Consider the following 24,507-nt stretch of genomic DNA (forward strand, 5'->3'; position numbering starts at 1 on the left):
CCCCGAGGTGAGCGCCTATGACGGTGCTCGCCGCGGTCGACCTCGGCGCGTCCTCCGGACGCGTCATGGCCGCCCACGTCTCCGGGAACCGGATCGGCCTCACCGAGGCCGCCCGGTTCCCCAACCGGGCCGTGCCCGTGCGCGGCCGGCTCTACTGGGACGTCCTCGGCCTGTGGTCCGGCGTCCTCGACGGCCTCCGCGCCGTCGCCGCGAGCGCCGGCGACGACACCGCCGCCGTCGGCGTCGACTCCTGGGCCGTCGACTACGGCCTCCTCGACGCCGACGGCCACCTCCTCGCCAACCCCCGCTGCTACCGCGACCCCCGCGGCGCCGAGGCCAGAGCCGAAGTCCTCGCCCGCACCGGCGCCGAAGACCTCTTCGCGCTCACCGGCGTCCAACCCCAGCCGTTCAACACCGTCTTCCAGCTCGCCGCCGAGACCACCCGCGCCCACCGGCTGCTGCTCATCCCCGACCTGCTCGGCTACTGGCTCAGCGGCGAAGCGGCCTGGGAGGCCACCAACGCCTCCACCACCGGCCTCATCGACCAGGCCACCGGCGACTGGTCCCGGGACCTCACCGACGCCCTCGGCCTCGACCTGTCCGTCCTCGGCCCGATCACCCCCGCCGGCACCGTCCTCGGCCCCCTCCTCCCCGAGATCGCCGAGGCCACCGGCCTCAGCGCCGCCACCGAATACATCGCCACCGCCAGCCACGACACCGCCGCGGCCGTCGCCGCCGTCCCCTACGAGACCGACCGCGCCGCCTACATCTCCTGCGGCACCTGGTCCCTCGTCGGCACCGAACGCGACACCCCCATCGCCACCCCCGCCGCCCTCGACGCCGGCTTCACCAACGAACGCGGCGCCGACGGCACCGTCCGCTTCCTGCGCAACGTCGCCGGCCTGTGGCTCCTGAGCGAATCGGTCGACACCTGGCGCCGCCAAGGCACCGACGTCGACCTCCCCGCGCTCCTCGACGCCGCCGCCGCGGCCGAGCGCCTCCGCTCCGTCGTCGACCCCGACGACCCCCGCTTCGCCGACCCCGGCGACATGCCAGAACGCATCCGCGCCTACTGCGCCGAGACCGGCCAGCCCGTCCCCGCCACCCCCGCCGAGACCGCCGCGTGCATCCTCGACTCGCTCGCGCTGGCCCACCGCCGCGCGATCGAAGCGCTCGAGGCCCTCACCGGCGAGGCGGTCGACACCGTCCACATCGTCGGCGGCGGCTCCAAGAACACGCTGCTGTGCCAGCTCACCGCCGACGCCACCGGACGCACCGTCCTCGCCGGACCCGACGAGGCCACCGCCCTCGGCAACGCCCTCGTCCAGGCCCAGGCCCTCGGACTCATCGAGCCCGGGCCCGAGGCCCGCCGCGCCGCCGCCCGCGCCTCCGCGCAGCCCCGGCGCCACGAACCCCAAGGGCCGCAAACCCCTTGGACGCAAGCCTCCCAACGCTTGTTGGGGCCGAACCGATAGATCCCGAAAGGCCCGCCCCGGCGGGACCCCTCATATAAGAAGGAGCAATCAACGATGATCAGCCACCCTTACCGCCTCCGGCGCCGATCCCTCCTCGCGGGCGCCACCGGCGCCGCGGCGCTCGCCGCCGCGGCCGCCTGCGGCGACGACGGGCCGGCCGGCACCGCCGACGACCCGATCGAGATCAGCTTCGAATGGTGGGGAGACGAGGCCCGCGCCGAAGTCACCCAGCAGGCCGTCGACCTCTTCCAAGAGAAGAACGAGGGCATCAAGGTCCGCACCAACTTCGCGGACTTCCCCACCTACTGGGACTCCATGACCACCCGCATGGCCGCCAAGGACCTGCCGGACGTGCTGAACATGGACTACTCGCGGCTGCTGCAGTTCGGCAGCAACGGGCTCCTCATGCCGCTCGAAGGGCTCGTCGACACCTCCGACTTCCTGGACGGCTTCCTCGACACCGGCCACGTCAACGGCGAGCTGGTCGCCGTCCCGATCGCCGGCAACACGCTCGGCCTGATCTACCGCTCCGACTGGTACGAGGCGGCCGGCGTGACCCTGCAGCCCGGCTACACCTGGGCCGACTACCAGAACGCCATCCGGACGGTCACCGGTACCCTCCCCGAAGGCAAGTGGGGCGGCGGCGACTTCGCCGGTCAGTACCACTTCATGGAGCTGTGGCTGCGCCAGCAGGGCGGCAGCTTCTACACCGAGGACGGCAAGGCGCTCAACTTCGACAAGGCGAAGCTCGTCGAATGGTGGACGCTGAACGCCGACCTCCAGGCCGAGGGCGCCGTCCCGCCGATCGACGTGTCCTCGCAGTGGGCGCCCGAGAACGGGTTCGTCCTCGACACCATCGGCGCCGACCCCGGCTGGGACAACTTCCTGGCCTGGTACGCCCCGACGGTCGCCGAGAACGGCGGCACCCTCGCCCTGGCCGCGCCGCCGAGCCTGGACCCGGCGAACCTCGGCCTCTACCTCAAGCCGTCGATGCAGCTGTGCATCTCGGCCACCACCGAATACCCTGAGGAGTCGGGCAAGCTCATCGACTTCCTGCTCACCGACCCGGAGGCCATCGCGATCCTCGGCACCAGCCGCGGCATCCCGGCCACCAACGTCGGCCGCGAGAACGTCGAGATCGACGAGGTCTCCCAGGCCGTCCTCGACTACGAGGCCAGCGTCGAGCAGTACCTCACCGCGCCGCCGCCGCCCCCGCCGGCCGCCACCGGCTCGATCGAGGTCAAGTTCGGCGAGATCTACCAGCAGGTGCAGTACGGCGAACTGACGGCCGCCGAAGCGGTCGACACGTTCTTCACCGAAGCGGAGACGCTTCTGGCCGCCGAGCAGTAAACCGACCGACCCACCGCAGAGGAAACACAAGCCGTGTCAGCGTCTCCCTCCACCGCCGCCGAGCCGAAGTCCGGCCCGGTCGGTGATGCCGGAGCGCCACCGGTCCGCGGGACCCGAGGAGCGGCCAAGCGCCGCTCCTCGGCGGTCCGCGGCGGTGAGCGACTCGCCGGCTACACCTTCATGACCCCGTGGCTCATCGGCACCGCGGTGCTGACGATCGGGCCGATGGCCTGGTCGCTGTACCTGTCCTTCACCGACTACCACCTCATCCGGGGCGGCGACTGGGTCGGGATGGCCAACTACACGGCGATCTTCGAGGACCCGATGTTCTTCCGCGCCGTCAGGGTCACGCTCCTGTACGTCGTGATCGCCGTCCCGATCAAACTCGTCGCCTCCCTGCTGGTGGCGATGCTCCTGTCGCAGCAGCGCCGCGGCATGGGCTTCTACCGGGCCGCGTTCTACATGCCCTCGCTCATCGCCATGAGCGTCGGCGTCGCGCTCATCTGGAAGGCGCTGTTCTCCAACGACGGCACCCAGGACCGGTTCATGAGCGCCTTCGGCTGGGACGGCGGCGGCTTCCTCGGCAACCCCGAAGTCTCGATCCTCATGCTGGTGCTGCTGGCGGTGTGGAGCTTCGGCGCGCCCATGGTCATCTTCCTGGCCGGGCTCATGCAGGTCCCCCAGGAGCTCTACGAGGCGGCCGACGTCGACGGCGCGAGCAAATGGCGCAAGTTCGTCCACATCACGCTGCCGATGCTCTCGCCGGTCATCTTCTTCAACGTGCTCATGGAGACCGTCGGCGCGTTCCAGCTCTTCGGCCCCGCCTACATCATCGGCGGCGACGCCGGCGCCCCGGCCTGGTCGACGCTCTTCTACACCGTGCGTATCTACAGCCTGGCCTTCACCGACTTCCGCATGGGCTACGCCTCCGCCTACGCATGGCTCCTGGTCCTCGCCGTCGGCATCGTCACGATCGTCATGTTCCGGGCCGCCGGGCGGCTCGTCTTCTACGCGGGGGAGGACGGCCGATGACCGTCAAGACCGAACACGCGGTCGCCGGGAACCGCAGACCGGCGTCCGTCCAGATGAAGTCCGTCGTGTGGCACGCGTGCATGCTCGCCGTGCTCGCGGTGGTGCTGTACCCCCTGCTCTGGGTCGTCACGGCCTCGCTCAAGGACAACGTCGACATCATCACCGACACCGCGCTCTGGCCCGACCAGGTCACCTGGGAGCACTTCGGCAACGCGTTCGACGGACTCGCGGGGATCCCGCTGTGGCGGTTCTTCTGGAACTCGTTCCTGATCTCGGCCCTCTCGGTCGTCGGCACGGTCGCCTCCTCGGCGATCACCGCCTACGCCCTCGCCAGGCTCCAGTTCCCGGGCCGGGGCCTCATGCTCGGCATCGTCATCGCGACCCTGCTGCTGCCGGGCCAGGTCATGCTCATCCCGCAGTACCTGATCTTCAGCGAGCTCGAGCTGACCGACTCCTACATCCCGCTCGTGATCGGCAAGTTCCTCGCGCTCGACGCGTTCTTCGTGTTCCTGTTCATGCAGTTCCTGCGGGGCATCCCGCGCGAACTCGACCAGGCCGCGAAGATCGACGGGGCCGGCCACTTCCGGATCTTCTTCTCGATCCTGCTGCCGCTCATGCGGCCCGCGGTGGTGACCACGTCGATCTTCACCTTCATCTGGTCGTGGAACGACTTCATGGGCCCGCTGATCTACCTGTACGACATGGAGAAGTTCCCGCTGCCGCGGCTGCTGCAGGCGTACTCGAACTCCGAGGGCGTCACGAACTGGGGCGGCATGATGGCGATGACCCTGCTCTCCCTCGTGCCGGTGGTGCTGTTCTTCCTGGTCTTCCAGCGGTTCCTCATCCAGGGCATCGCCACCTCCGGGGTCAAGGGATAGCGGCGGCCATGGCCGGACGCATCTACGGCTCGCAGGCGTCGCCGAGGCCGCAGCGGCGGCAGGCGTTCGGCGAGGGCTTCGCGCTCTTCGCCGAATGCCTGCTGACCGGCGTCTGGTTCGCCCTGGCGGCCCTCCCGGTGGTGACGGTCCCGGCCGCGCTGGCGGCCGCGGCCCGGCACCTGCGGGCCCACACCGAAGGGGACTCGACGTCGTGGGTCTCGTTCTGGTCGGACTTCCGGGCCGCCTGGCGGGGCGGCCGGCGCGTCGGCCTGGCCGTGGTCGGCGCGGGCGTCGTGCTGGCGCTGAACCTGGCCGTGCTCGCGCAGGAGGGCGTGCCCGGCCGCTCCGGGTTCGCCCTGGCGACGTTCGTCGTCGCGGGCCTGGCGCTGACGGTGCTGCTGCGCGCGGCCGCGGACTGGTCCCCAGGGGAGCGCTGGCGCGACCTGTTCGCCTCCGCCGTGGACGCCGCCCGGACCGATCCCGGCGGCACCGGGATCCTCCTGGGCGGGGTCGCGGTGCTCGCGGCGACGACCTGGGCCCTGTGGGTGCTGGCGGTCCCGATGGCCGGGTGCCTGGTGGGCGCGGCGGTCGCGGTGCGGCGCAGGCGCCTCGACCGCTCCGGGGAGGACGCGGGGGAGTAGTCCTCACGGGCGATCGGCGGACGCGCGGCGTCCTGCGCGAGAAGGATCGGAGTTCCTTCCAGCGACGGGTGTCGATGCTTGCTAGCGTGGGGGAGAACCACCCCCAAGTGGTCCGGCCGCCCCGGCCGGTGCCCGTGAACCCGCACGGAGGCAACGCATGTCCCAGACTCCGCCCCAGCCCGCCGGCAAGGTCCGACCCGGATCGGTCAGCCTCGCGGTGTGGCTCCAGATCCTCCTCGCCGTCTTCCTCCTCGCCCAGACCGTCGTGAGCTTCGTGTACGGCGCCGACGCGGGTGCCGCCGCCGAGGACGCCCTCGAGGCGCAGGGCGTGGCCGTGTCCGACCTGCCGCAGGGCACCACGTTCGAGCCGGGCGTCGGCGCGCTCGCCTTCAACGTCGTGCTCGCGGTCGGCCTGCTGCTGCTCGCGGCCTTCAACGGCGCCGGGAAGCGCCCGGCGCGCATCATCACCTGGATCGTCCAGCCGATCATCCTCCTGTGCACGCTGGCCGGCCTGGCCTCGACGCTGTTCATGACCCAGTTCCTGACGTACGCGTTCGAGAACTCGGGCGACCCGACCCTGGAGGCCCTCGACGTCGAGGCCATCGTGGACGCCGTCACCGGCGCCTACCCGGCGTGGACCGCCGTCCTCTCCTGGGGCGCGCTCGTCCTGGGCGTGCTCGGCTCGCTGCTGGTGATCATCCTGCTGGCCGTGCCGTCCGCGAACGCGTTCTTCCGCAAGGAGGAGCCGGAGAAGTACATCCCGGGCGCGCCGGAGGCCTAGGCCCCGCCGAACCGAGCGAAAGACAACTCGGGCCGGTCCCGCAGGACCGGCCCGAGTTGTTTCGTATCACGTTTTACATAAGAGATATATCGACGCCGAGGCGTTCCGCCTCGACCGCCCAGCGGTCCTCACCACGCTCAGCTCTCCATATCGCCGGGCTTCGCCCGTCAGCAGCACAAAAGAGCCCTCGAATTTCCCCGATACGGGTGTCGGCCCCTCCGGCTAGAATCTCGGTACACCCACCGAAGCGAAACGAAACGACCACACACCGCTCGTCCGCCGGCGAGCGAGAGGAGACCGACCCAGGGCACCGGGCCGCCAGGCGGACGGAGCCGCCGAGAGGAACGCCTTGAGCAAGTCAGCAACAGCGCCGCCCACCGGCTGGGGGGTGTGGACCTGGCCCAACCTCGTGACCGCCGTGCGCCTCCTCGGCATCCCGCTGTTCTGCTACCTCCTCCTGGCGACGCAGTACTACTGGCAGGCCGCGGTCGTCCTCGCCGTCGGCAGCGGCACCGACTGGGTCGACGGGCAGCTCGCCCGGCACCTGAACCAGGTCTCGAAACTCGGCCGGCTCCTCGACCCGTTCGTGGACCGGCTCTACATCCTCACCGCGCTCCTGGCCCTCACCTACGTGGGCCTGCTCCCGTGGCTGTTCACGCTCGCCGCCCTCGCCCGCGAGGCCGTCATGGTCGCGATGGTCATCGTCCTGCGCTGGCACGGCTTCGCGCCGCCCCAAGTCCACTTCCTGGGGAAGGCCTCCACCGCGGTGGTGTTCTGCTCGTTCCCGGTGCTCGTCATCGCCGGGCTCGTGCCCGAGGCCGACGCCTGGGCCAAGCCGCTCGGCTGGGCCCTCGCGTGGTGGGGCCTGGGCCTGTACTGGCTCGCGGCCCTGGTGTACCTGCGCCAGGCCGCCGGCCTCCTCAAGACCGGGCGCCACCGCACCGAGATCCCCGCCTGAGCAGGGAAGCGGTCCCATCCCTGCTTCCGCGAGCGGCGGTCGATCACGCGGCCCCCGCCCCGGCGCAGCGCCGCTTCGGCCGGGCGATACGGTCATGTGCGTCCGACCCCGCACAAGGCGGGGGCTCGCAGAGGGGAGCACCAGGTGATTCCGGAAGAACTGCGCTACACCGCTGAGCACGAGTGGGTCGAGCGGCGCGACGGGAACGTCGTCCGCATCGGCATCACCGAGTTCGCGCAGAATGCGCTGGGCGACGTCGTATACGTCCAACTTCCGGAGGCGGGCGCCGAGGTTCGGGCCGGTGACGTGGTCGGCGAAGTCGAGTCGACCAAGAGCGTCTCCGACGTGTACGCTCCGTTGACCGGTAGGATTCTTGCACGCAATGACGAATTGTCGGAATCCCCGGAATTGGTGAACAGCGACCCCTATGCGGCGGGCTGGATGTTCGACATCGAAGTCGAGGATTCCGGCTCGCTCAGTGCTTTGCTCGACGCCGGTGCGTATGCGAAGCTTACGGAGTGACCAGAGGGTCCAGACTTGTAGAAGGTGGCAATCCATGACGCGTTCGAATGACGAGTTCCCTCCGCCGGATGTGACGGCCACGATGAACCTGTCCGCCTTGCAGGAGGGCGGCGAGGTCGACGCGGAACTCAACTCAGCCCGGTTGGCGGACTCCCTGCCGGCGGGCACCGCGTTGCTGGTGGTCCGCCGCGGGCCGAACGCCGGTGCGCGCTTCCTGCTCAACACCGAGGTGACGACCTCCGGGCGCCACCCCGATTCGGACATCTTCCTCGACGACGTGACCGTGTCGCGGCGCCACGCCGAGTTCCACCGGGACGCGTCGGGCTTCACCGTCCGCGACGTGGGCAGCTTGAACGGCACCTACGTCAACCGCGAGCGCGTGGAGACCGCGGGCCTCGGGAACGGCGACGAGGTGCAGATCGGCAAGTTCCGCCTGGTGTTCATCTCCGGTCCCAAGCCGGCCGCGTAGCACCGAGTCGTCCGCGGGCGCGCTGCGCGCGCGCCTGCGGCGCAGTAGGCTGAGAGTCTCAGGACCCGCCCGGGCCAGTCCCTGGCGGGTCCTTCCATTAGACGGCGATCCGTTGGAGGCGTTACCGGTGCGGATGATGACCGTAGTCGGGGTCCGGGTGGAACTCCCGAGCAACCAGCCGGTGGTGCTCCTCAAAGAGGTCGACGGGAATCGGTACCTGCCGATCTGGATCGGGACGGTGGAGGCCGCGGCGATCGCCTACCAGCAGCAGGACGTGCAGCTGTCGCGTCCGCTGACGCACGATCTGATGCGGGATGTGCTGGACGCGCTGGACGTCGCCTTGACGGCCGTGGAGATCACGGAGCTGCGGGACACGATCTACTTCGCCGAGCTGGTCCTGGACGGGCGTACGCGGGTCTCCTCGCGTTCGTCGGACGCGATCGCGCTGGCGCTGCGGACGGAGGCGCCGATCTGGTGCGCGGACGCGGTGCTGGACGAGGCCGGGGTGGTCCTGCCGGATACGCAGGAGGACGAAGTGGAGAAGTTCCGGGAGTTCCTCGAAGAGGTCACGCCTGAGGACTTCGACGAGAACCGCTGACCCCCGCGACCTGCCGAGGTTTTCTCTGGTTCCGCCCATGGTGGAGGGTCGGTGCGCGTTACGCTCTCCCTCGGAGAACACCGGTTGTGCTCGGAGGATGCGCGATGGACGCCCACAGTGAACCCGCGGGACGCACCGCGGTCCCTCCCAGTCAGATCCGCGGTTGGCGCGGGACGGCGGCGTGCCGGGTCGTGGGGATCACGTACCGGCAGCTCGATTACTGGGCGCGGACGGGCCTGGTGGAGCCGAGCATTCGGCGGGCGTCGGGTTCGGGGTCGAACCGGTTGTACTCGTTCCGGGACATCATCGTCCTGAAGGTGATCAAGCGGCTGCTGGACGCGGGGGTGTCGCTGCAGAACATCCGCAAGGCGGTGGTGGCGCTGCGGTCGCGGGGTGTGAAGGACCTGGCGGAGATCACGCTGATGTCGGACGGTTCGACGGTGTACGAGTGCCGGTCGGCGGGCGAGGTGATCGACCTGCTGCGGGGCGGCCAGGGGGTGTTCGGGATCGCGGTGCGGACGACGGTGACCGAGGTGATGGGGCGGTTGGCGACGCTGCCGGGTGAGGCGCCGGTGAAGGCGCCGACGCAGCTGTACGGGCCGGAGCGGGTGGAGGAGCGCCACAGGGCGGGTGTGCCCGCTCGCCGGCGCGGGGTGTCCTGACCTACGATGGCGGCAGAGCCGGAAAACCGGGCGGGAGAGATCGTGGGCCTCATGCGCTACACGGCACCGAAGGGGCAAGTCCCTCGCTTCAAACTCTCAGGTACCAGGACCGCCCGGGTTAGGCCGCTCTGAAGCCGACTGTGCGCGCTTGGCTCGCAAGCGCCGCCGCGGGCCGGTGACAGACGAGGGGATGCCAGTGTCGTCCCATGTCACCGGAGGTACCGTGACCGACCGTTCTTCCTTCGCCGCCCGCCACATCGGCACCAGCCCCGCCGATCAGGACGCCATGCTCAAGGCGGTGGGGTATCCGAGCCTGGACGCGCTCATGGACGCGTGCATGCCCGAGCTGATCCGCTCCCGGGACGGTCTGGCGCTGCCGCCGGCGGTCTCGGAGACCGAGGCGCAGACCGAGCTCAAGGCCTTCGCCGAGCTGAACCGGCCGATGCGGTCGATGATCGGGCTGGGCTATTTCGGGACGCACACGCCGGCGGTGATCCGCCGGAACGTCCTGGAGAACCCGTCCTGGTACACGGCGTACACGCCGTATCAGGCCGAGATCAGCCAGGGCCGGCTCGAGGCGCTGCTGAACTTCCAGACGATGGTCGCCGACCTGACGGGCCTGCCGGTGGCGGGTGCGAGCCTCCTGGACGAGGCCACCGCCGCCGCGGAGGCGATGCTGCTGGCCCGCCGTGCGGGCAAGCGCGGCGGTGACGTGTTCGCCGTCGATGCGCAGGTGTTGCCGCAGACGCTCGCGGTGCTGCGGACCCGGGCCGAGCCGGTGGGGATCGAGCTGGTGGTGGCCGACCTGTCGGTGTCGGTTCCGGAGGGGGCGTTCGGGGTCCTGCTGCAGTACCCGGGCGCCGACGGCGGGGTCCGGGACTGGAGTGCGGTCGCCGAGGCCGCGCACGCCCAGGGTGCCCTCGTCACCGTGGCGGCCGACCTGTTGGCGCTGACGGTGCTGACCGCGCCGGGTGAGTTCGGGGCGGACATCGCGGTCGGGTCGACGCAGCGGTTCGGGATGCCGATGGGCTTCGGCGGCCCGCACGCGGGGTTCATGGCCGTGCGCGAGTCGTTGCAGCGGCAGTTGCCGGGCCGCCTGGTGGGGGTCTCGCGCGATTCTGGGGGCAAGCCCGCCCTGCGCTTGGCGCTGCAGGCGCGGGAGCAGCACATCCGCCGTGAGAAGGCCACCAGCAACATCTGCACCGCGCAGGTCCTGCCGGCGGTGATCGCGTCCTCGTTCGCCGTCTGGCACGGCCCGCAGGGGCTGCGCGCGATCGCCGAGCACGCCGCCGCGCAGGCCGCGCGTCTGGCCGCGTCGCTGTCGGCAGGGGGTGTCGCGGTCGCCGACGGCGCGTTCTTCGACACCGTGACCGCCGTCGTCCCGGGGGGTGCGGACGCGGTGGTCGCGGCTGCGGCCGAGCGGGGTGTGAATCTGCGCCGCACGGACGCCGACACCGTCGCGGTCGCGTGCGACGAGACCACGACCGAGGCGGACCTGGCGGCGGTGTGCGCGGCTTTCGGCGTCGACCTGGCGGGAGCGGTGGAGCCGGTGCTTCCCGCGGCGCTGCGGCGCGAGAGCGCGTACCTGACCCACCCGGTGTTCACCGCGCACCATTCCGAGACGGCGATGATGCGGTACCTCAAGCGCTTGGCCGACATGGACTACGGGCTCGACCGCGGCATGATCCCGCTGGGGTCGTGCACGATGAAGCTCAACGCGGCCGCGGAGATGGAGCCGATCTCCTGGCCCGCGTTCGCCGACGTCCACCCGCTCGCGCCGGATGACCAGACCGAGGGCTGGCGGCGGCTGATCGGCCAGCTCGAAGGCTGGCTCGCGGACGTGTGCGGGTACGCGGCGGTGTCCGTGCAGCCGAACGCGGGCTCCCAGGGGGAGCTGGCCGGGCTGCTCGCCATCCGCGCCTGGCAGCACGCGCGCGGCGAGACGGGCCGCGACGTCTGTCTCATTCCCGCGAGCGCGCATGGGACGAATGCGGCGTCGGCGGTGCTGGCGGGCATGCGTGTGGTGGTGGTCGCGTGCGATGAGGCGGGGAACGTGGACCTCGCGGATCTGGATGCGAAGATCGCGGCGCATGCGGATCGGTTGGCGGCGTTGATGGTGACGTATCCGTCGACGCACGGGGTGTTCGAGTCGTCGATCGTGGAGGTGTGCACGCGGGTCCATGACGCGGGCGGCCAGGTGTATGTGGACGGTGCGAACCTGAATGCGCTGCTGGGTTGGGCGAAGCCGGGTCGGTTCGGGGCGGATGTGTCGCATCTGAACCTGCACAAGACGTTCTGCATTCCGCACGGCGGTGGCGGGCCGGGTGTGGGTCCGGTGGCGGTGGCGGAGCATCTGGTGCCGTTCCTGCCGTCTGATCCGTCGGGTGTTGCCGGGGCGGTGGGGCCGGTGTCGCAGGCGCGGTGGGGTTCGGCGGGGATTCTGCAGATTCCGTGGATGTATCTGCGGATGATGGGGTCGGCCGGTGTCACGGCGGCGACGGCGTCGGCGGTGCTGGCGGCGAATTATGTGGCGGCGCGGCTGCGGGAGCATTTCCCGGTGCTGTACACCGGTGAGCACGGGCTGGTGGCGCACGAGTGCATTCTGGATCTGCGGGAGCTGACGCGGGTGTCGGGTGTGACGGTGGAGGATGTGGCGAAGCGGCTCATCGACTACGGGTTCCATGCGCCGACGATGTCGTTTCCGGTGGCGGGGACGTTGATGGTGGAGCCGACGGAGTCGGAGGACCTGGTCGAGCTCGACCGGTTCGTCGACGCGATGATCGCGATCCGGGGCGAGATCGACGCGGTGGCGTCGGGTGCGGTCGCGGTGGAGGCGTCGGCGCTGCGGGCGGCGCCGCATACGGCGGCGGTGGTGACTGCGGAGGCGTGGGAGCGGGCGTATTCGCGGGGTGAGGCGGCGTGGCCGGCGGGTGCGGGCGGGGCGAAGTACTGGCCGCCGGTGGGTCGGATCGACAATGCGTGGGGGGATCGGAACCTGGCGTGCACGTGTCCGCCGATCGAGGCGTTCGGGGAGTAGCCGGGGTGTAGTCCGGTCGGGGGCCCGCTCACTCTGTGGGCGGGCCTTCGGCGTGCGGGCTTTACACTGGCTGCCGACGACCCCCCAGGAGTGTAGCCATGGTTTTCGGTATTGAGCACAAGGTGAAGTCGCACCGGACCGGTCGGCGGCGCAAGAAGGCCGGTCAGCAGCGGCTGGTGGCGCCGTGGATCGTGGTCACGTTGGTGTGCGTGCTGGTGGCGTCGGGGTTGACGTGGGGGTTCGTGGCGTTGCTGCGGTCGGGGTGCTCGGGGGACGTGTACCGGGTGACGGTGGCGGCGGCGCCGGCGGTGGCGGGGTCGCTGGGGGATGCGGCGCAGGCGTGGGAGCGGGAGCAGCCGGAGCTGGACGGGGACTGCATCGGGGTGGAGGTGCAGGAGGTGCCGTCGGCGGATGCGTCGCGGGGGATCCAGGCGGCGTGGGATGAGATGAAGTACGGGAAGCGTCCGATCGCGTGGGCGCCGGATGCGCAGGCGTGGGCGTCGTGGTTGACCTCGGGTGAGGCGACGGCGGGGTATGTGTCGTCGGAGCCGATGGTGCTGGGTGAGGCGGAGTCGGTGCTGGCGGTGGCGGAGTCGACGGCGACGTCGCTGGGGTGGCTGGGCGGTGAGCCGCCGTCGTGGCAAGAGGTGGTGGATGCGGCGCAGGCGGGGACGGTGAGTCTGGCGGCGGCGAATCCGCGGTCGTCGACCGAGGGCCTGGTGGCGTTGTTGAACGCGTCGTCGGACGGTGCGGGCGGGTTCTCGCAGGAGGCGCTGGAGGCGTATGCGGCGGCGATCGAGGCGGGGTCGTCGGCCGAGGACGGGGATGCGCTGCAGGAGGCGTATGCGGCGGCGGCGGATCCGGCGCAGGTGATGACGCTGCTGGATTACCAGGTGGAGGAGTTCAACGCGGAGTCGGAGGCGGTGGATCCGCTGGTGCCGGTGACGCCGCAAGGGTCGTCGGTGGGCGCGGTGGCGTCGTACATGGTGCTGGGGGGCGCCGGGTGGGTGTCGGACTCGGATGCGCGGATCGCGGAGATGTTCGGGGAGTACCTGGCGTCGGCGGTGTCGCAGGGAGGGTTCGAGGACGCGGAGCTGGCGCCGGTGGAGGATCGGGCGGCGGCGCTGGCGCAGACGACGCCGGAGACGGTGGGTGCGGCGGTGCGGGCGTGGCAGTCGGGGGCGCAGGACTTGAACGTGCTGTTCCTGCTGGACTGGTCGTCGGCGACGGAGCAGGAGACGGTGGAGTACGAGGGGGAGACGGTGGAGGCGGGGATCGCCGCGGTGCGGATGGCGATCGACATGGTCTCGGAGATGGAGCCGGCGTGGCGGGCGGGTCTGTGGGAGTACGGGGTGGGCGCCGGCGGTGAGGGCGTGAACTGGCGGGCGGTGGCCGATGGCGCGGAGATGTCCGAGGAGGGCAAGACGGCGTTGACGCAGTCGCTGTACGACTTGTCGGAGACGGCGCGGTACGAGGGCGGGTCGCCGTTGTACGACTCGCTGGTGGCCGCGTACGGGAGTCTGAACGACGAGCTGGTGCCGGATGCGGTGAACGTGGTGGTGGTGCTGACGAATTCGGGTGACGACGCCGAGAGTGTGCCGACGGTGGAGCAGACGGCGGACACGTTGTCGTCGATGGCGGGTGCGGCGTCGGTGTACACGGTCGGGTTCGGGTCGGCGAACGCGGAGAACCTGGCGATGCTGGCGGCGGCCGCGGGCGGGGAGTACCTGCCGGCGCCGTCGGAGGGCGGGATCCTGGGGACGATCGCCCCGGCGTGAGGTGTCCCACTCGGTTCGGGAGTGCGGCTCGGGTTGGGTGACACTGGACGCATGTCGATCTTGGGGGCCGTGCGCCCGGCGCCGCCGGGGCTGGATGCGGGGTGCCGTGAGCGTCTGGTGGAGGTCGACCGGTTGGAGTGGCGGGTCGGTGAGGGCGGTGATCCGGCGGCGCTGGCGGAGGCGTTCTGTGCGCGGTTCGGCGGTCCCCATTCGGGGGTCGAGGGTTCGGTGTGCGGGGTGGCGGTGCTGGTGTCGGCGGCGGCCGGGGCGGTGATGGTCGGCGGTGCGACGGGTGCGCCGAGCCCGGTGCCGGCGGTGCCGGACCTGGTGCTGGTGGCGTATGCGCACGGGCCGCGGCGGGCCGGTGCGGTGCCGGGCGGGTTCGCGGTGGGTCCGTGGCGGCCGTCGTGGTCGGGTGCGGACCACGCGAAGGCGGTGGTGGCCGTGCAGGAGGCGATCGGGCGGGGCCAGGTGTACGTGGCGAACGTGGTGGGGCACCGGTCGGCGCCGTGGTCGGGTGATGCGGCGGGGATCGCGGCGGCGGTGGCGGGCATCGAGGGCGCGGCGTGGGGCGGGGTGCTGTCGGGGGACGGGTGGCTGGTGGCGTCGGGGTCGCCGGAGGCGTTCGTGACGGTGGAGGGGTCGCGGGCGGCGGCGTTTCCGATCAAGGGCACTGCGGCGGCGACCGAGGCGGGCCGGGCGGCGCTGCTGGGGTCGGTGAAGGAGCGCGCCGAGCATGTGATGGTGGTGGATCTGGAGCGCAACGATCTGGCGCGGGTGGCGGTGCCGGGGTCGGTGGCGGTGGAGCGGTTGTTCGATCTGGCGCGGTGGGACCGCCTCTGGCAGGCGGAGTCCACTGTGGTGTGCGAGTTGGCGGCGGGGACGGGGCTGGCGGCGCTGCTGCGGGCGATGTGCCCGCCCGGTTCGGTCACGGGGACGCCGAAGCTGGCGATGCTCGACCTGGTGTCGGGCCTGGAGCCGGTGGGGCGCGGCCCGTCGATGGGCGCGTTCGGGTTCGTCCAGGGGACGCGGGTCCGCCTGGGGGTGACGATCCGCACGGTCGCGCTGGACGAGTCGCGGGCGCACCTGTGGGCGGGCGGGGGCATCACGTGGCGGTCGGACCCGGACGCCGAAGTGGCCGAGGCCGACGGGAAGGCCCGCGCGGTCACCGGCCGCCTGGGGTTAAGGCGCGGTGGGACTTCCAGATCGCGATGGTCTGCTCTTTGGCGCGTTCGCGCAGGTCGTCGGGCCATTCGGCGCGGTAGAGGCGCAGGCGCGGGGTCGGGGAGTCGAGTTCGACCACGCACCCGAGCGCCATGGGCGGGTCGGGGTGGAGCCGCTGGAGCCAGACGGTGCCGGCGTTGCCGTCGTCGCCGCTGACCTGGATGGTCCTGTGTTCCAATTGGAACTGTCCTAGGATTTTCGGCTCGTTCATGCCCGAGTCCTCACCGTGCTCGTCCCCACCGATACGGGCGGCGCGGCGGTGTCGTGTCAGCGAGGTCGCCTGCGGGCCCGCATCAATCTTTCCCACCCCGGCGTTGCCGTGTCAATACCCGGGGCGACACCTGCGCGGGTGAAAGGGTGCGGTGCGCGTCCACAGCGGAGGGCGGGGCCGGTTTCGGGGCCCGGGCGGCGGCCGGGTGTGCCAAGCTGGTGCGCATGAGCGACGACGAGGACTTCCGCATCATCGCCGAGGCGGCCTTCGACCTGGCGCGGGCCGGGGCGACCGAGCGGCTCCTCGCGTACGTCGCCGCGGGCCTGCCGGTGGACCTGGTCAACGGGTCGGGGGACTCGCTGCTGATGCTGGCGGCCTACCACGGGCACGCGGACACGGTCCGGGCGCTCATCGAGGCGGGCGCCGATGTGGACCGGTGCAACGACCGCCAGCAGTCGCCGCTGGCGGGTGCGGTGTTCAAGAACTCGGGCGAGGTCGTGGCGGTGCTCCTGGAGGCCGGTGCGGACCCGGACGCGGGGACGCCGTCGGCGCGGCAGATCGCGGCCATGTTCGACCGCGACACCTTCACCTCCTAGCCCCGCCTCCTCTTCAGACCGCGCGCATCCCCTCGGGCAGGCGCCCCCACGCGTGCAGGTCCGTCAGGTGCTCCTCGAGGCAGGCGGCGAACGCGCCGGCGGCCTTGGTCAGCGGCGCCTCGCGGCGGGCGGCCAGCGCGATGGTGCGGTGGGCGCCGGGTGGTGCGAGTGGTGTGGCTCGGAGGCCGGGGCGGCCGGCGGCGATCATGGCGGGGAGGAGGGCGATGCCGAGGCCGGCTTCGACGAGGGAGGCGACGGCGTCGGTGGCGCCGCCGTCGACGCCGGTGCGGGGGGTGAATCCGGCGGTTTCGCAGGTGGTGATGGTGAGGTCGCGGAGGTCGTAGCCGTGGGCGGGGAGGACGAAGGGTTGTTCGCGGAGTTGGGTGAGGCCGATGTGGGCTTGGTGGGTGAGGGGTGGGAGGTGGGCGGCGGAGGCGACGACGAGGGCTTCGGCGAGGAGGGGTTGGACGGTGAGGCCGGTGTCGCCGGTGTCGCCGGCGGTGAAGGCGAGGTCGAGGTCGCCGGCGGCGAGGCGTTCGGCGAGGGGTCCGGAGCCGTCTTCGGTGAGGGTGACGGTGACGCCGGGGTGGTGGTCGCGGTAGCGGGTGAGGAGGGGGGCGATGAGCCAGGAGCAGAGGGAGGGGGTGGCGCCGAGGCGGAGGTGGCCGGCGCGGACGGCGAGGACGTCGTCGATGTCGGCGCGGGCGGCGGCGTGGGCGGCGGTGATGCGGCGGGCGTGGGGGAGGAGGGTGTGGCCGGCGTCGGTGAGTTCGATGCGGCCGCGGGATCGGGTGAGGAGGGTGGCGCCGAGTTCGGTTTCGAGGGCTTGGATCTGTTTGCTCAATGATGGTTGTGTCACACCGAGTTCTTCGGCCGCTTGGGTGAAATGTCTGGTTTGTGCGACGGTGAGGAAGGCTTGGAGCTGCTGCGGGCGCATGTTCATAACGTATCGGCATGGAACGGGGTTCTGCCATGAATTGGACTGGTGAGGCCGGTCGCGTCTAGCATCCGGTCGTGTCTACGGATCTGCAATCGCGCACCGCCGCGCGCTCGGCGAAGCGCGCGCCCAAGCCCACGGGGCCGTGGCGGTCGAACATCGGGCTCAAGATCGCGATGGCGGTCTCGGGCGTCCTCCTCGTCCTGTTCATCATCGCGCACATGGCCGGGAACCTGCACGTGTTCGAGGGCCGCGAGGAGATGAACGCGTACGCGCACGGCCTGCGCACCCTCGGGGAGCCGCTGCTGCCGCACGAGTCGGCCCTGTGGGTCCTGCGCATCGGCCTGATCGCCGCCGCCGCGGTCCACATCTGGTCGGCGGTGGTCCTCACCCGCCGGTCCCTGGCCGCGCGCCCGGTCCGCTACCACTCGCGCAAGCCCGCCAAGGGCGAGTCGCGGCACGCGGTCGCGACGATGCGCTGGGGCGCGGCCGTCCTGGTCCTGTTCCTCGCCTGGCACCTGCTGGACCTGACGTTCCGGACGGTGAACCCGGTCAAGGACGTCCCGGACGCGTACGGGGCCGTGGTCGCCACGTTCAGCCCCGAGCGGTGGCCGGTGACGGTGTTCTACCTGCTGGCGCTGGTGGCCCTCGGGTTCCACCTGCGCCACGGGGTCTGGTCGGCGGTGCAGACGATCGCCGGGCCGGACACGAAGTGGCGCAAGCGCACCCAGGCGGTGGCGCTGGCGGTGGCCCTTGTCGTCGTCGTGGGGTTCGCGATCGTGCCCCTGTCGGTCACGTTCGGACTGGTGGAGTGATATGAGCATCGACTACTACCGCGAGGGCGAGCCCGTCGCGGACACGAAGGCCCCGGCGGGTCCGATCGAGCAGCGGTGGGAGAAGCGGCGCTTCTCCGGGCGGCTGGTCAACCCGGCCAACCGGCGCAAGCTGCGCGTCATCGTGGTGGGGACCGGCCTGGCCGGCGCCTCGGCGGCGGCGACGCTGGGCGAGCTGGGGTACCGGGTGGCGAACTACTGCTTCCAGGACTCGGCGCGGCGGGCGCACTCGATCGCCGCGCAGGGCGGCATCAACGCGGCGAAGAACTACCGCAACGACGGCGACAGCGTCCACCGGCTGTTCTACGACACCGTCAAGGGCGGCGACTTCCGGTCCCGCGAGTCGAACGTGCACCGGCTCGCGGAGGTCTCGACCGAGATCATCGACCAGTGCGTGGCACAGGGCGTCCCGTTCGCCCGCGAGTACGGGGGCCTGCTCGACAACCGGTCGTTCGGCGGGGCGCAGGTGTCGCGGACGTTCTACGCGCGGGGCCAGACCGGGCAGCAGCTGCTGCTGGGGGCGTACCAGGCCCTGCAGCGGCAGGTCGCGGCCGGCACGGTCGACCTGCACACCCGCCACGAGATGCTCGAGCTCATCGTCGCCGACGGGAAGGCCCGCGGCATCGTCGTGCGCGACCTGGTGACGGGTGCGATCTCGACCGAGATCGCGGACGCGGTCGTGCTGGCCACCGGCGGGTACGGGAACGTGTTCTTCCTGTCGACGAACGCCAAGGGCTGCAACGTGACCGCTTCCTGGCGGGCGCACCGCAAGGGCGCGTACTTCGCGAACCCGTGCTACACGCAGATCCACCCGACGTGCATCCCGCAGTCGGGCGACCACCAGTCGAAGCTGACGCTCATGTCGGAGTCGCTGCGCAACGACGGCCGCGTGTGGGTGCCGTTGCGCAAGGGCGACGACCGCAGCCCGGCCGACATCCCCGAGGCGGAGCGCGACTACTACCTGGAGCGGCGCTACCCGGCGTTCGGGAACCTGGTGCCGCGCGACATCGCCTCGCGCGCGGCGAAGGTCGTGTGCGACGAGGGCCGCGGCGTGGGCCCGGGCGGCCTGGGCGTCTACCTCGACTTCGCCGACGCCATCAAGCGCCTGGGCAAGCCGGCCGTGGAGGCCAAGTACGGGAACCTGTTCGACATGTACGAGCGGATCACCGGCGAGAACCCGTACGAGCGGCCGATGCGCATCTACCCGGCCGTGCACTACACGATGGGCGGCCTGTGGGTCGACTACGACCTGTCGTCGAACATCCCGGGCCTGTTCGTGACCGGTGAGGCGAACTTCTCCGACCACGGCGCCAACCGCCTGGGCGCCTCGGCGCTCATGCAGGGCCTGTCCGACGGGTACTTCGTCCTGCCGAACACGATCTCGGACTACCTCGCCGACGGGCCCTTCGCGCCGCTGGACGAGGACCACGAGGCGGTCGTGGCCGCCCGCAAGGAGGTCGACGACCGGATCGCGTTCTTCCTCGGCAACGACGGCGACCGCACCGTGGACTCCTTCCACCGCGAGCTCGGCAAGATCATGTGGGAGTACTGCGGCATGGAGCGCACCGACGAGGGCCTGCGCAAGGCCATCGGGCTCATCCGCGACCTCAAGGCCGAGTTCTACAAGCGCGTCAAGGTCACCGGCACCGCCGGCGAGCTCAACCAGCAGCTCGAGAAGGCCGGCCGGGTGGCCGACTTCTTCGAGCTCGGCGAGCTGATGTGCATCGACGCGCTGCACCGCACCGAGTCGTGCGGCGGCCACTTCCGCGCCGAGTCCCAGACCGAGGACGGCGAGGCCAAGCGCGACGACGAGCACTTCTCCTACGTCGCGGCGTGGGAGTGGGGCGAGGACGAACCGGTCCTGCACAAGGAAGCGCTCGTGTTCGAGTACGTCAAGCCCACCCAACGGAGCTACAAGTGAAACTTCGCCTGCGAATCTGGCGCCAGAGCGGCGCCGACGCCAAGGGCCGCATGGTGTCCTACGAACTCGACGACGTCTCCGAGGACGCCTCGTTCCTGGAGATGCTCGACGTCCTCAACGAGCGGCTCATCGCCGAGGGCGAGGACCCGGTCGCGTTCGACCACGACTGCCGCGAGGGCATCTGCGGGGCCTGCTCGCTCGTCATCGACGGGCAGCCGCACGGCCCGCAGGCCGCCACCACGACCTGCCAACTCCACATGCGCCAGTTCAAGGACGGCGACTCGATCGACGTCGAGCCCTGGCGGGCCGGGGCGTTCCCGGTCATCAAGGACCTCGTCGTCGACCGCAGCGCGTTCGACCGGATCATCCAGGCCGGCGGGTACATCTCCGCGCCGACCGGGACCGCCCCCGACGCGCACGCCGTCCCGATCCCCAAGCAGGACGCCGACGCCGCGTTCTCCGCGGCCGCGTGCATCGGCTGCGGCGCGTGCGTCGCGGCCTGCCCGAACGGGTCCGGCATGCTGTTCATGGCCGCCAAAATGGCGCATCTGGGCCTGGTCCCGCAGGGCCAGCCCGAGCGGTCCACCCGCGTCCTCGGCATGGTCGCCGCCCACGACGACGCCGGCTTCGGCGGCTGCACCAACGTCGGCGAGTGCGCCGCCGCCTGCCCCAAGGAGATCGGCCTCGACGTCATCGGACAGTTGAACAGGGACTTCCGCAAGGCCGCCATCCGCGCCGCCTGACGCAGCACCACGACGGGCCCCGGCCAGCGGCCGGGGCCCTCGCCGTGCCTCCCCGCGCCGGCAGGACGCCCCGACACCGCCGACCGCACCGCGGCGGCCACCAGGACAAGAACCGGCCCCCGGCGTGTGCACGCCGGGGGCCGGTTTTCTCCTGCCCCGCGTGAGCGGGGAGACCCCAAGGGGGAATTCCGCCCCACGTGAGTGGGGGTCAATGCCGCCCCATGTAAACAACGAGCCGGACGCCTCCCGGTCGCGCCACTTGACGGTGACCCGCGTCTCTCTTTCCTTGCGGGTGACGCGGCGTCAGCCGATACCGTCGACACCGCACCGACGGAAAGGACGCCGATGGACACCTGGACGACCGCCCACGTGGTCAAACTGACCGGCGTCACCGCGCGCACCCTGCGCCACTACGACGCCATCGGCCTCCTCCCGCCCGCCGCCGGCGGCCGCGGCGGCCAGCGCCGGTACGGCCGCGCCGAACTCCTGCGCCTCCAGCAGATCCTCCTGCTCAAACGCCTCGGCCTGCGACTCGACGTCATCGCCGGGATCCTCGAGGGCGGCCTCGACCCCGCCGAGGCCCTGCGCCGCCACGCCGAGGGCATCGCCGCCGAGCAGGAGCGCCTCGCCCGGCTCGCCGACACCGTCGACGCCACCATCCGACAACTCGAGACCGGAGGCCCGCCCATGGCGCCCGACACCTGGTTCCGCGGACTCGACGACCGCGACCGCCACCGCGAGGAAGCCCGCCGCCGCTGGGGGCAGGCCGTCGTCGAACGCGCCTTCGCCGCCCTCCAGCGGCTCACCCCCGAGCAGCGGCGCGCCCTCCCGGCCGAGTCCGGCCGCATCAACGCCGCGCTCGAGGCCCACCGCCGGGCCGGGCACGGCCCCGGCGACGGGGCCGTCCAGGAGGTGCTCGCCGGCCACTACCGGCTCATCGCCCGCCACTGGGACGGCGAACCGGGAGCCGAGGCCTACCGGCGGCTCGCCGCGCTCTACACCGACGACCCGCGCTTCCGCGAGCCCTTCGACCGGGTCGGCGACGGCTTCGCCGAATACCTGCGCGAGGCCATGCACCGCTACGCCGACACCGCGCTCGCCGCGCGACCCTGACCGGCGGCGCGGGCGCGACCGGCCGCGTCGGGCCCGTCCCGCGGGCCGGAACGGTCGCCATCCGGCCCGCTCGCCGCACGGTTCGGCCCGCGGATACGGCACCGGTGCCCCCAGGCCCCGTGTTGGGGGCGAACGGGTCCGGGCACCCCGGCCGGGTCCACCGGGCAGGCCCTAGGCTTGGCGGATGCGCGCACCCCAGGGCCTGTACCGGATCTACGCGGACCGGCTGCGCCGGCGCCTCGACCCCGCGCTGCTGCCGCGCCACGTCGCCGTGGCCATGGACGGCAACCGGCGCTGGGCCCGCGCCCAGGGCTTCGCCGACCCCGGCGTCGGCCACCGGTACGGCGCCGAGCACCTCGAGGACCTCCTCGCCTGGTGCCTGGCACTGGGCATCGACCACGTCACCGTCTACGTCGCCTCGGCCGACAACCTCGCCAAGCGCGTCGGCGGCGAGATCGCCCACCTCATGGCCATGGTCGAGTCCGTCGTCGCCGAGCGGCTGCGCCGCCCGGGCAGCCCCTGGCGGCTGCACCTGGCCGGGCGCCTCGACGCGCTCCCGGACTCGACCGCGCACGCGCTCACGGCCGCCGCCGAGGACACCGCCGACCGCACCGGCGCCCACCTGACGGTCGCCATCGGCTACGACGGCCAGACCGAGATCGCCGACGCCGTCCGCTCCCTCCTCGAGCACGAGGCCGCCCGCGGCACGGCCCTGGCCGACCTCGCCGCGCGCGTCAGCGCCGCCGACATCGACGCCCACCGCTACACCCCCGACCTGCCGGCGGCCGACCTCATCATCCGCACCTCCGGGGAGCGGCGCCTCTCCAGCTTCCTGCTGTGGCAGTCGGCCCGCGCCGAGCTGTACTTCTGCGACGTGTACTGGCCGGGGTTCCGCCACGTCGACTTCCTGCGGGCCCTGCGCGACTACGCCCGGCGCCGCCGGGGCCGCTAAGCGGCCCAGGCGAGGTCGATCGTCTCGTGCGGTGCGTCCGGCATCGAGGCGCGCATGCCGGCCGGGCCGGTCACGACGGCGGTGAACCCGGCCGCGCCGGGCGTGAGGCGGCGCGCGACGCCGGCGGGGACGACGAGCGTGTCGCCCTCGGCCAGGTCCGCGGCCTCGCCGCCGACCTCGACGCGGGCGCTGCCGGCGGTGAACGTCCACACCTGGTCGGCGTCGATCAGGTGCAGGGGCCCGGGCGTGCCGGGGGCGGCCTCGACCCGCCACAGCGGGACCGGCGAGGACCCGAGGGTCGGCGAGGCGAGGGTGGTCATGACCGCCGCGGGGGTGGCGGTGCGGCGGGTGTCGGCACTGCGGACGAGCTGCATCGGGACGTCTCCTAAGATCGACAACATGGTTGCCCATACAGTAAACCAGGTTGTCTATCTTGGCGGTGCGGGCGGGGCCCGCCATGAGTGAGCCGCGGCCCGGATTCGAACTCCCGCTGCGGTTCTTCGCCGCCTTCCGCGCCGCCGTCGACGCCGTCCACGACGACCTCGCCCGGGCCGGGCACCCGCACCTGCGGCCCATGCACGGCTTCGTCTTCCAGGCCATCGGCACCCGCGGCACCACCGCCGTCGAACTCGGCGCCCGCCTCGGCGTCACCAAGCAGGCCGCCGGCAAGACCATCGCCGCCCTCGAACGCCAGGGCTACGTCGAACGCGCCCCCAACCCGGCCGACGCCCGCCGCAAGGCCGTCCGCCTCACCGCCGCCGGCCGCGACGTCCTCGACCGCTCCGCCGCCGCCTTCGACCGCGTCCGCAGCGAATGGGCCGACCGCCTCGGCCCCGACCGCCTCGCCGCCCTCGAAGCCGACCTCGCCGACCTCGCCCCGGGCGAACTCCTCCGCCTCGACGCCCCCGGCTGGTTCGGCCCCGACCGCTGACCCGGCCGCGAACCCGGCGAGCCCTACCGGTCCCGGTGCGCGCCGACGAACGCCGCCGCCGCCCGCATCAGCGGCTCGTGCTCCGGCCCGGCATGGCGGGTGTGCAGGCGCTCGCACAGGCCCGCCAGCACCCCCGCCAGGTCGGCCATGAGCGGCCCGCCCTTGCCGTCCCCGGTCAGGGCCAGGAGCATCCGCACCCACACCGGCCCGTGGTCGCGGAAGTTCAGATGCAGGTTCCGCTCGCCGTGCCGGTCCGCCGCCGACAGCAGGTAGTGCACCTCCGTCGCGATCCGCCACGCCGCCCCCGGACTGGAGCCCACGAGCGCGTCCACCGCCGGCTCGGCCGCATGCAGCGCGACCGCCGCCAGCCCCAGGTCGCAGCGGGCCGCCACCGTCGGCGGCGCCCCCCGCCCCGCCGGATCGGGGCACAACCGCCCGATCAGGCCCGCGTCCCCGAGCGCCCCCCGCCCCGCCGCCGCCTCCAGCGCCCCCCGCAGCGTCACCAGCGACGGCGCCGACAGCGGCTCCGCCTCCGGAAAGTACTTGCCCAGCAGCTCCCGCGCCCCTCGCGCATGCCCGCCCCGGCCCGCCGCCGCATGCAGCGCCGCGGCCAGCCGCAGGCTGTCGCGCAGCAGCACATCCTGGCGCCCCGCCGCCAGCAGCATCCGCGCCGCCTGGTCGGCCGCCCCCACCGCCAGATCCGGATCCGCCGCCCGCCCGAACACCCGCGCCGCCCGCGCCAGCGCCGCCGCCAGGTCCGCGAACCCCGGCCCCGCCGGATCGGCCGGGTCCACGTCGTCCAGCGCGCCCAGCGCCGCGTCCGCCTGCACCGCCGCCGTCAGCAGCCGCCCCGCCCGGACCGCCG

22 protein-coding genes, 2 pseudogenes and 1 riboswitch are annotated in these 24,507 nt (G+C 72.1%); of the genes and pseudogenes, 21 read left to right on the forward strand and 3 right to left on the reverse strand.

The features are described 5' to 3' along the window. Positions 1-17 precede the first annotated feature (17 nt). The 15 genes and pseudogenes from GFD30_RS15980 to GFD30_RS16050 all read left to right on the forward strand — a co-directional run bounded on the left by GFD30_RS15980 (position 18) and on the right by GFD30_RS16050 (position 16,212). The gene (locus tag GFD30_RS15980; RefSeq protein ID WP_153026192.1) at positions 18-1,475 is read left to right on the forward strand and encodes a rhamnulokinase; all 1,458 of its coding nucleotides are present in this window, start codon (positions 18-20) and stop codon (positions 1,473-1,475) included. 54 nt (positions 1,476-1,529) lie between these two features. Continuing rightward, the gene (locus tag GFD30_RS15985; RefSeq protein WP_153026193.1) at positions 1,530-2,825 is read left to right on the forward strand and encodes an ABC transporter substrate-binding protein; all 1,296 of its coding nucleotides are present in this window, start codon (positions 1,530-1,532) and stop codon (positions 2,823-2,825) included. Positions 2,826-2,858: 33 nt separating this feature from the next. Beyond that, positions 2,859-3,857 (forward strand): carbohydrate ABC transporter permease, encoded by a 999-nt coding sequence (locus GFD30_RS15990; protein ID WP_322633302.1) that lies wholly within the window; start codon positions 2,859-2,861, stop codon positions 3,855-3,857. After that, complete coding sequence (locus GFD30_RS15995) at positions 3,854-4,735, forward strand: carbohydrate ABC transporter permease (RefSeq protein WP_153026194.1); 882 nt, start codon at positions 3,854-3,856, stop codon at positions 4,733-4,735. The genes GFD30_RS15990 and GFD30_RS15995 overlap by 4 nt, the downstream gene beginning before the upstream one ends. Before the next feature lie 8 nt (positions 4,736-4,743). Beyond that, positions 4,744-5,376 (forward strand): DUF624 domain-containing protein, encoded by a 633-nt coding sequence (locus GFD30_RS16000; RefSeq protein ID WP_153026195.1) that lies wholly within the window; start codon positions 4,744-4,746, stop codon positions 5,374-5,376. A 157-nt stretch (positions 5,377-5,533) separates the two neighbouring features. After that, positions 5,534-6,157, forward strand: coding sequence for a hypothetical protein (locus GFD30_RS16005; protein WP_153026196.1), 624 nt, complete (start codon positions 5,534-5,536; stop codon positions 6,155-6,157). Positions 6,158-6,506: 349 nt separating this feature from the next. Then, positions 6,507-7,115 (forward strand): CDP-alcohol phosphatidyltransferase family protein, encoded by a 609-nt coding sequence (locus GFD30_RS16010; RefSeq protein WP_153026197.1) that lies wholly within the window; start codon positions 6,507-6,509, stop codon positions 7,113-7,115. Positions 7,116-7,259: 144 nt separating this feature from the next. Continuing rightward, positions 7,260-7,637 (forward strand): glycine cleavage system protein GcvH, encoded by a 378-nt coding sequence (gene gcvH / locus GFD30_RS16015; protein ID WP_322633303.1) that lies wholly within the window; start codon positions 7,260-7,262, stop codon positions 7,635-7,637. A 34-nt stretch (positions 7,638-7,671) separates the two neighbouring features. Further along, entirely contained in the window at positions 7,672-8,106 is a 435-nt protein-coding gene (locus GFD30_RS16020; RefSeq protein ID WP_091046005.1) for an FHA domain-containing protein, read from the forward strand. 127 nt (positions 8,107-8,233) lie between these two features. Beyond that, on the forward strand, positions 8,234-8,704 hold the full coding sequence (locus tag GFD30_RS16025; RefSeq protein ID WP_322633304.1) for a bifunctional nuclease family protein: 471 nt from the start codon (positions 8,234-8,236) through the stop codon (positions 8,702-8,704). A 104-nt stretch (positions 8,705-8,808) separates the two neighbouring features. Beyond that, the gene (locus GFD30_RS16030) at positions 8,809-9,366 is read left to right on the forward strand and encodes a MerR family transcriptional regulator (protein ID WP_153026199.1); all 558 of its coding nucleotides are present in this window, start codon (positions 8,809-8,811) and stop codon (positions 9,364-9,366) included. A 21-nt stretch (positions 9,367-9,387) separates the two neighbouring features. Beyond that, positions 9,388-9,488, forward strand: a riboswitch (glycine riboswitch). A gap of 68 nt (positions 9,489-9,556) precedes the next feature. Further along, the gene (gene gcvP / locus GFD30_RS16035) at positions 9,557-12,403 is read left to right on the forward strand and encodes an aminomethyl-transferring glycine dehydrogenase (protein ID WP_153026222.1); all 2,847 of its coding nucleotides are present in this window, start codon (positions 9,557-9,559) and stop codon (positions 12,401-12,403) included. A 98-nt stretch (positions 12,404-12,501) separates the two neighbouring features. Further along, a complete protein-coding gene (locus GFD30_RS27565; protein WP_153026200.1) occupies positions 12,502-14,181 on the forward strand; it encodes a hypothetical protein in 1,680 nt (559 codons plus the stop codon). A 51-nt stretch (positions 14,182-14,232) separates the two neighbouring features. Further along, positions 14,233-15,363 (forward strand): annotated as a pseudogene (locus tag GFD30_RS16045) (chorismate-binding protein); the annotation flags it as partial. Positions 15,364-15,840: 477 nt separating this feature from the next. Next, on the forward strand, positions 15,841-16,212 hold the full coding sequence (locus GFD30_RS16050) for an ankyrin repeat domain-containing protein (protein WP_153026202.1): 372 nt from the start codon (positions 15,841-15,843) through the stop codon (positions 16,210-16,212). 13 nt (positions 16,213-16,225) lie between these two features. Here the strand turns inward: GFD30_RS16050 and GFD30_RS16055 are convergent, their stop codons facing one another. Next, the gene (locus GFD30_RS16055) at positions 16,226-17,155 is read right to left on the reverse strand and encodes a LysR family transcriptional regulator (protein WP_322633306.1); all 930 of its coding nucleotides are present in this window, start codon (positions 17,153-17,155) and stop codon (positions 16,226-16,228) included. A gap of 83 nt (positions 17,156-17,238) precedes the next feature. Between GFD30_RS16055 and GFD30_RS16060 the strand changes: the two genes are divergently transcribed. The 5 genes from GFD30_RS16060 (at position 17,239) to uppS (ending at position 22,711) form a co-directional block, all read left to right on the forward strand. Beyond that, complete coding sequence (locus tag GFD30_RS16060; protein ID WP_227996447.1) at positions 17,239-17,964, forward strand: succinate dehydrogenase cytochrome b subunit; 726 nt, start codon at positions 17,239-17,241, stop codon at positions 17,962-17,964. Positions 17,965-17,971: 7 nt separating this feature from the next. After that, on the forward strand, positions 17,972-19,903 hold the full coding sequence (locus GFD30_RS16065; protein ID WP_407649069.1) for a fumarate reductase/succinate dehydrogenase flavoprotein subunit: 1,932 nt from the start codon (positions 17,972-17,974) through the stop codon (positions 19,901-19,903). Beyond that, on the forward strand, positions 19,900-20,646 hold the full coding sequence (locus tag GFD30_RS16070) for a succinate dehydrogenase/fumarate reductase iron-sulfur subunit (protein WP_322633308.1): 747 nt from the start codon (positions 19,900-19,902) through the stop codon (positions 20,644-20,646). The genes GFD30_RS16065 and GFD30_RS16070 overlap by 4 nt, the downstream gene beginning before the upstream one ends. 345 nt (positions 20,647-20,991) lie before the next feature. Then, positions 20,992-21,759 carry a MerR family transcriptional regulator gene (locus tag GFD30_RS16075; protein WP_153026205.1) on the forward strand — a complete coding sequence of 256 codons (768 nt, stop codon included), beginning with the start codon at positions 20,992-20,994 and terminating at the stop codon, positions 21,757-21,759. A gap of 184 nt (positions 21,760-21,943) precedes the next feature. Then, positions 21,944-22,711 carry a polyprenyl diphosphate synthase gene (gene uppS / locus GFD30_RS16080; protein WP_153026206.1) on the forward strand — a complete coding sequence of 256 codons (768 nt, stop codon included), beginning with the start codon at positions 21,944-21,946 and terminating at the stop codon, positions 22,709-22,711. Here uppS and GFD30_RS16085 read toward each other — a convergent pair. After that, positions 22,708-23,085, reverse strand: coding sequence for a cupin domain-containing protein (locus GFD30_RS16085; RefSeq protein ID WP_153026207.1), 378 nt, complete (start codon positions 23,083-23,085; stop codon positions 22,708-22,710). The two genes, uppS and GFD30_RS16085, sit on opposite strands and share 4 nt — an antisense overlap. Positions 23,086-23,168: 83 nt before the next feature. On the opposite strand from GFD30_RS16085, the gene GFD30_RS16090 reads away from it, so the two are divergent. Next, positions 23,169-23,642 (forward strand): MarR family winged helix-turn-helix transcriptional regulator, encoded by a 474-nt coding sequence (locus tag GFD30_RS16090; protein WP_153026208.1) that lies wholly within the window; start codon positions 23,169-23,171, stop codon positions 23,640-23,642. Positions 23,643-23,665: 23 nt separating this feature from the next. Here the strand turns inward: GFD30_RS16090 and GFD30_RS26330 are convergent. Then, a pseudogene (locus tag GFD30_RS26330) lies at positions 23,666-24,507 on the reverse strand (hypothetical protein); the annotation flags it as partial.

The organism is Glycomyces albidus (genome assembly GCF_009451885.1).
In the GTDB taxonomy this organism is placed as follows: domain Bacteria; phylum Actinomycetota; class Actinomycetes; order Mycobacteriales; family Micromonosporaceae; genus Glycomyces; species Glycomyces albidus.